The organism is Candidatus Solincola tengchongensis, from assembly GCF_015711935.1.
Lineage (GTDB): Bacteria > Actinomycetota > Geothermincolia > Geothermincolales > RBG-13-55-18 > Solincola_A > Solincola_A tengchongensis.
This window is the reverse complement of sequence record NZ_JACVJJ010000037.1, coordinates 37803-44479: the sequence shown is the minus strand read 5'-3', so window position 1 is coordinate 44479 and position 6677 is coordinate 37803. Positions and strand designations below refer to the sequence as shown.

Sequence of the window (6677 nt, the reverse complement as noted above, 5' to 3'; positions counted from 1 at the left end):
GCCGTCTTCTTCTGCGTCCTCTTCGCCGCGGAGACCTATATAAAACCCCTCATACGCATAGACGAGTTCTGCTACCGGCTGCAGGCCGGGGATTTCTCGCGCCTGGAGGACGTGGAGGGCGCCGGTGTTATGCGAGAGGTGGCCTCCACCCTGAACGAGATGAGCGGTGCGCTTTCCGCCTTCATCGAACAGGCCGGTGAGAGCTCGGGCAAACTGGCCGAGGCCAGCGACACGCTGCTCCAGATAACCGAGAACAGCAACACCAACCTGCAGGAAATATCGCGTTCCGTCTTCGACCTGGCCAGGGAGGCGGAGGAGCAACACCAGGGAATATCACGCCTGGATTCCTCGGCCACCGAACTCTTCCGGGACATCCGGGAGGTGGAGGAAGCGGCGAGAAGAGCCCTGGATTTCTCGCAAGACGTGAAGGCCGCCGTCGGTAGCGGCGCGCAGGCGGTGCGGGAAGCGGCGGAGAAGATGAAGGAGATACGGGAATCCACGGGTCGGCTTGCGGAACTGGTGGGCGAGCTGGACGAGCACTCCGGCGAGATCGGCCTGATAATAGAGGTAATCTCCTCCATAGCCGACGAGACAAAACTGCTGGCCCTCAACGCGGCCATAGAGGCGGCAAGGGCGGGTGAGCAGGGACGCGGCTTTTCCGTGGTGGCCGCCGAGGTACGGAGGCTCGCCGAAGACAGCTCCACCGCCGCGGGTCGCATCGAAGGGCTGGTGAACGAGATAAAGAACCTCGTCGGCAGGGCAGCGGGGGCCATGGAGGAGGCCAGCGGGAAGGTGGGAGAAGGCATGGAGGTCAGCGACAGGGCTCACGGGCTCCTTTCCCGCATCGACTCCGTCTCACAGGAGATCTCACGACATATAGAGTCGGTCATCGAAGCCGCCAGGTCCACAGGGCCACTGAGCGACGAGATGAGCGGAGCGATACGCGCCGTGGCCGCCGTTTCCGAGGCCGTGGCCGGCAACATGCAGGAGATATCCTCGTCACTTCAGGAACAGGCCGCTGCCATGCAGGAGATAACCGCCCTGATGAACGAGCTGGATCGCATTGCCGACGGACTCAAGGCGGTCATCGACGCCCACTCGTTTGCCCCCGGATCTCGTCCATCGGTCACGAGGTGATGGAAGGTTTTTCCTTCTTTGCCAGGCGTTCTCTATCCAGGGCGGAAGGTTCGCGCCTCGGTCCCTCCCAGGAAAAGCTCTCCATGACCTCAGGGTTGAGGATGTGATCGGGCTTTTCGCCCCGCAGCAGCTTACCCAGCTGGTCCACGACCAGCGCTCCTTGGTGGACGGAGACCTCCTCGGTGTCGCCGCCGATGTGGGGCGTAGCGATGACCTTGTCCAGGAGGAGAAGGGGGTGGTCCGATGCCGGCGGCTCCTGGGGAAAGACGTCCAGGGCCGCCCCCGCCAGATGGCCCGACTGCAGGACCTCTAGCAGAGCATCGTGGTCCACAAGCGAGGCCCGCGAGGTATTGATGAAGAACGCGCCCTCCTTCATGGCGGCGAAGGCCTCGCGATTCATCATCCCTCGGGTACCTTCGCTTTTCGGCGCGTGCAGGGTGACGAAGTCGCTTTCCGCGAGCAATTCCTCTAGAGAGACCTTCTTCGCGTGGTACAGCGCGCCCTCTTCCTCGCCTACGGCGGGGTCGAAGAAGAGTGTCCTGGCACCGAAGGGGCGCAGGCGAATGGCCACTCGGCGCCCCACTTCTCCGAGGCCGATGATGCCCACCGTCTTCCGCCACAGCTCCTTCCCCTCGAACCTCGTATAGGCCTCCGCCATTCGGGAGAGGTCGCCGGCCTCGATGTTCCCCTCGCGCAGGAACCGGGAGGCCTCCTGAAGTTTCCGGGCCAGCATGATCATGAAGGCCACAGTAAGATCGGCCACGGCATCGGCGTTCCTCCCCGGGATCCGGACTACGGGTATCCCGAAGGCGGTCGCCGATTCCAGGTCCACGTTCACCGGATTGCCGCGGCAGACCACGATCGCCCTGAGATCCGTGGCCAGGTCCATGGCCTGGAAGTCCACCACGTCCATCTCCGTTACCAGGATATGGCATCCAGTGAGGGCTCCGGCCAGGTCCTCGCCACCTGCGTACACCCGCATCTCCCGGCGCCAAGGACGGTAGTCCACTTCAAGGTCCCTGGAGAGCGCGTCGAGCGCTTCACCGTCCAGGACCGCGGTGAGCAGAGCGCGTGGCCTGAAGAGAGCGCTCTTCCTCTCGCCCTCGGCCTCCGCGCCCTTGAGGAGGGAGACGGTCATCAGCCCGGAGAGATGGGCATCGCAGGCGGAGCGCAGGGAGCAGGCCTCCCTCCAACCCGCGTAGAGAGCCTGGTACTCCTCGCGGTCCGGTCCCGGGACGTGCTTGCGCACGGGAAGGCCCAGGCGGCGCGCCCCCTGGACGTGGTCTTCGAGGAGCCCCGCTCCCACCCCGGCGCAGATGGCCGCCCCGAGGGCGGATACTTCCGGGGTGGCGGCAACGGTGAGGGGGCGGCCGAGCACGTCGCTCAGGATTCCTGCCCACAGGGAACTCCTGGATAGGCCGCCGGCCACAAAGATGTTTTGGGCCTTCTCGCCCAGGACCTCCTCTATCTGTTCCAGGTTGGCGCGGGCGGAATAGGCGATTCCCTCCAGCACGGCACGGCTTACGTGCCGCCTGCCTTCCCGTCGTGAGGGGGTGACCATGTGGGACAGAGACAGGTTGCCCACCGGTATGGAGATGGTGCGGGCGTCGAAGAGGGCCGTTCCCAGGGTGGAGAACACGCCCGAGCCGCCGGGGCGGGAAAGGCGGGCCTCGGCGAGCAAGGCGGGAAGCGGGTAGCTATGTTCACAGTACATGAGTCCGGCGTACCACTCGAGGACGTAGCCGGCGGTGAGGCCGTTGCTCTCCAGGACGAAAAGGCCTGGAATCACATGCGCCCCACTCCACAGCCTGCCTTCGGGGTCCAGGACCGCCTCCGGGGTCACGGCCTGGAGAGGCATGGTGGTACCGGCGATCACCGCCAGGTCGCCCGGCGATACCGCTCCCGCGCCGAGGAGGCCGCACTGCGTGTCCGCTCCGCCCGCCACCACGGGTATTCCCGCCGGCAGGCCGAGATGTGAGGCCGCCTCGGGCGACAGGCTTCCCAGGCGGGTTCCGGATTTCACCACGGTAGGGAAGATCCTCTCCGGAAGCTCGAGGGAGCCGATTAAGTCGGAAGCCCAGCGGGAGGCGGTCAGGTCCAGAAGCAGGGTCTCCCCGGCCTGGGAGAGCTCCGCCGCCGGCTCGCCCCCCATCTTCCAGGCCAGCCAGTCCGAGAGGCTCAGGGTCGCGGCCGCTTTATCCAGCGCCTCAGGATACCGGTTGCGGAGCCAGAGCAGCCGGGAGGCGGTGAACAGGGGGCTTGGCCAATGGCCGCTGAGGGAGTGGATCTCCTTCCCTCTTTCCCCGGCCAGGGACATGGACTCGGCGAGAGCCCGGGCATCCTGGTTGGGGGTCGCGAGCAGGGTTTTGCCCTCCCCGTCGAGGAGGACGGTGGTGTTGCGCATGCTGGTGGCGGCGATGGCCGCTATTTCGCCCCATGCAGCGCCGGAGCGTTTCAGAGCCTCTCGACAGCACTCACCCAGTTTATTCCAGATATCCTCGAGGTCAAGGTCGTAGCCGAGCCCCATCGTGTCGGGAGCCGGTGGGTGCGACCATTCTCTTCGGGCGGTAAAGACCTCTCCCGAGTTGACTTCCAGGAAAAGGCACCTGCCCGAACCCCCACCGGCGTCCAGGGCGACCAGGAATTCCCTACCCATTTTTTCTCCCTCCTCGTCGGCCGCATCGCCTTCGTTTGACCGGTGCCCATCCGGGTCCACGAAGTTGTTTGCCGGTCCCGTGACGTCAACCCTATTGTATTCCCATGCCGGGGATACCGAGCAGGAGAAGTGGTCCGCCTGCGTCGTCTCACGAGCGAAGAGGGCGTGAACGGAGAGAGACCGCTTTGCGGTTCGGTCCAGACATGTCGTGACCGGTATTGATATAGGGTCTATGGTTTTTCCTGGAAGGACAGGCCCGGTGTTTAATTGTGCAGGACAAAGGCCGATATGGTTAAAAGGCAGCCGACGCCTCGGCGAGGCGATGATGCAGCGCGATTCTGGATGTCGGGTGCGGAGGAAGCCGCGGAGTGCGGCGCCGTGAGCGGTCAAGGGATCTTGAGGAGTTCATGCCGTGACGCATTACCGCGTTATCATCCTGGGAGGAGGGCCTGCTGGCTCACTCAGCGCCCTTTTCCTTCTCCAGAGGCGTCCGGATCTGGCGGGCGACATCCTCATACTCGAGGCGAAGCGGTTTCCCCGCGAGAAGATATGCGGGGGAGGAGTGAGTGGGCGGGTCACCCGGCGCTTGCGCGAGCTGGGGTTGGAACCCGAAGTGCTCCCCCGCGTTCCGCTGAGGGGATTCACCGCATGTTACCGGGATATGCGCCACCGCCCGGAGTTCGGCAACCGGGACTGCTTTGTGGTCCGGAGGAGCGCGCTCGACGCTTTCCTGCTATGCGCCGCTGCGGAGAGAGGCGCGGAAGTGCGGTTCACGCCCGCCGTGGGCGCATGCCGCGAGAGGAGAGGCGTGAGGGTGATGACAGCGGATGGCTCCCTTTTCCGGGCCCAGGTCCTTGTGGCCGCCGACGGGGTCAACGGCAGGAGCAGAGAATGGTTTGCTGCGCCGCACAGGGGAGCGAAGACCCTCCTCCTACAGACCGATGCCCCCTTCCCGGAGGAGGCCGAGGACCTTCACGACTCGCTCGTCCTGGACTTCACCCCGCCCCGCTTCGGCATCCGGGGATACGTGTGGTTCTTCCCCTCCCTGAACGATGAGGGCCAGAGGGTGGTGAACGCAGGGATATCCGGCGGCGGGTTCTCCAGCGGCTCGGCGCGCCGGCTCAGGGAGTGCTTCCGAGCCGTTCTCAAGGATCATCCGGAAATGGCGGGTGCCTTTCGCGCTGAACCGCGCTTCAGGGCTTACCCGGAAAGGAACTTCTCCATCCTGCAGCGTTTCTCCGTGGAACGGGTCATCTTCGTGGGGGAGCAGCTGGGGGTGGACCCCTTCACCGGCGAAGGGCTGGGAATCTGTGCCGATTCCGCTGCCGCGGCCGCAGGGTGTATCGCAAGAGCCCTCGAAGAGGGGGATTTCTCCTTCCGGGGTTACGCCTCCCAACTGCTCAGGGCCCCCTTCTTCCCCCTATACCTCATCGGCACCACCTACTGGCCGCAGAGCCTGTGGCGCCAGCCCTGCTTCCTCTTCTTCATGTCCACCCGCGAACCCTCGGCGGGGGGGATGAACGTCATCGATTATTACGCCAAGGTATTCTCGGGTCTCATCCCGGGCGAGGAGCTTTATACACTCCGTTTCTGGAGGACGGTCCTCAGGGATGCGGTTGGCGTGCTGCCGGAATGGCTTTCCACTTCCGCCCCGACGCCGTGCGACCGATGCCCTTAACCTCCGTCGATCTTCCTCAGCATGTCTATTACCAGTTGAAGGGTCGTGGCCAGGGATTCCGGCCTCACGTTCTCGATGGTGTCCAGACGGGTGTGGTAATGAGGAACCAGGCGGGAAGTGTCCTGGCAGCATATGGAAATACTGGGAATACCCGCACGCGCGAAGGCACTCCCGTCGGTGGCCCCGACGAGCATGACGGTCACCTTCATGGGATAACCGTTATCCCGCGCCGCTTCCCGTGCCAGGTCGACCAGGTAGGGGTCCATGGTGGCGCCGCACCACAGTTCGCGCTTGAAGGCGGTCAAGTACTTCTCGTCGTATATACCGTCCAGGAACACGGCGTAGGTTGGGATGGACATGAATTCCCTTCTGTGGCGCGCCGCGTAACGTTTGGCTCCCCGCAGGCCTGCCTCCTCGGCGGACATGGCCACCAGGAGCACTTCCGTCTGGCGGGGCCGGAAACCTCCCCTCTCCCGAGCCTCCCTGAGGTAGCGGGCCAATCCGCAGAGGACGCTCACGCCGGCCATGTCGTCCATGGCTCCCGGCACAACGTCACGGGTGTGGAAGACGGCGAAAGGCAGCACGACGGGAACGAAGGCGATGCAGATATAGCCCAACACCCGGAAGGCGGTGCTGTCCGGCATACCCGTGGAGCCGGCCACGGTGCGGGCCAGCGAGGCCGCCAGGAGGACCAGCGGTCCTGTGAAGGCCAGGACCATGGCCGGAACGGCGAGGCCCTTCAGCCAGTACCAGACCTTGAACTCGTAGGCGGAGTCGAGGTGCGCGGAGATTATGAGCCTCTTGCGACGCTCCCCCTCGGGAGGGATGACGCCGATGACGTTCTCCCCCTTTCTACGCGGGAACAGGAAATCGATAAACTCGCGGTAGCGCACTACCTCGAAGAAGAGGATTCCCACACAGACCGACGTGATGATGAGGGAGATGGGCGGGAGGACATAATAGAGCACCAGGGCGGCCAGATAACCGGCCACCAGGAAGGGGAAAAAGCCGAGGAAAGCCTTGGGGCTGCAGGTGAACTCCTCCACGCGCACCTCGCTGCAGGCCTCACCCACTTCCTCGGCGAAGAGCCGACCTAGCCTCCTCTCCTCCTCGCTGCACGATTCGCGGGGGCCGATCTCCCGCATGACCCGGTCCACCAGCTTGTGCATGTACTCCGCGTAGCGCTCCGCCTCGCCCATTCCTTAC

The 6677-nt window shown here is 64.6% G+C and carries 4 protein-coding genes; 2 read left to right on the top strand and 2 right to left on the bottom strand.

The annotated features are described in order from the left end of the window. The coding region (locus tag H7007_RS02655) for a methyl-accepting chemotaxis protein (protein WP_287152945.1) at positions 1–1137 on the top strand (1137 nt) is incomplete at its 5' end. On the opposite strand, the gene H7007_RS02650 is transcribed toward H7007_RS02655, so the two are convergent. After that, positions 1127–3793, bottom strand: coding sequence for an NAD(P)-dependent oxidoreductase (locus H7007_RS02650; protein WP_287152944.1), 2667 nt, complete (start codon positions 3791–3793; stop codon positions 1127–1129). The genes H7007_RS02655 and H7007_RS02650 overlap by 11 nt on opposite strands. A 412-nt stretch (positions 3794–4205) precedes the next feature. Here H7007_RS02650 and H7007_RS02645 point away from each other — a divergent pair, with 412 nt between their 5' ends. Beyond that, the gene (locus H7007_RS02645; protein WP_287152943.1) at positions 4206–5471 is read left to right on the top strand and encodes an NAD(P)/FAD-dependent oxidoreductase; all 1266 of its coding nucleotides are present in this window, start codon (positions 4206–4208) and stop codon (positions 5469–5471) included. On the opposite strand, the gene H7007_RS02640 is transcribed toward H7007_RS02645, so the two are convergent. Beyond that, on the bottom strand, positions 5468–6670 hold the full coding sequence (locus H7007_RS02640; protein WP_287152942.1) for a M28 family metallopeptidase: 1203 nt from the start codon (positions 6668–6670) through the stop codon (positions 5468–5470). The genes H7007_RS02645 and H7007_RS02640 overlap by 4 nt on opposite strands. Between the last annotated feature and the right edge of the window lie 7 nt (positions 6671–6677).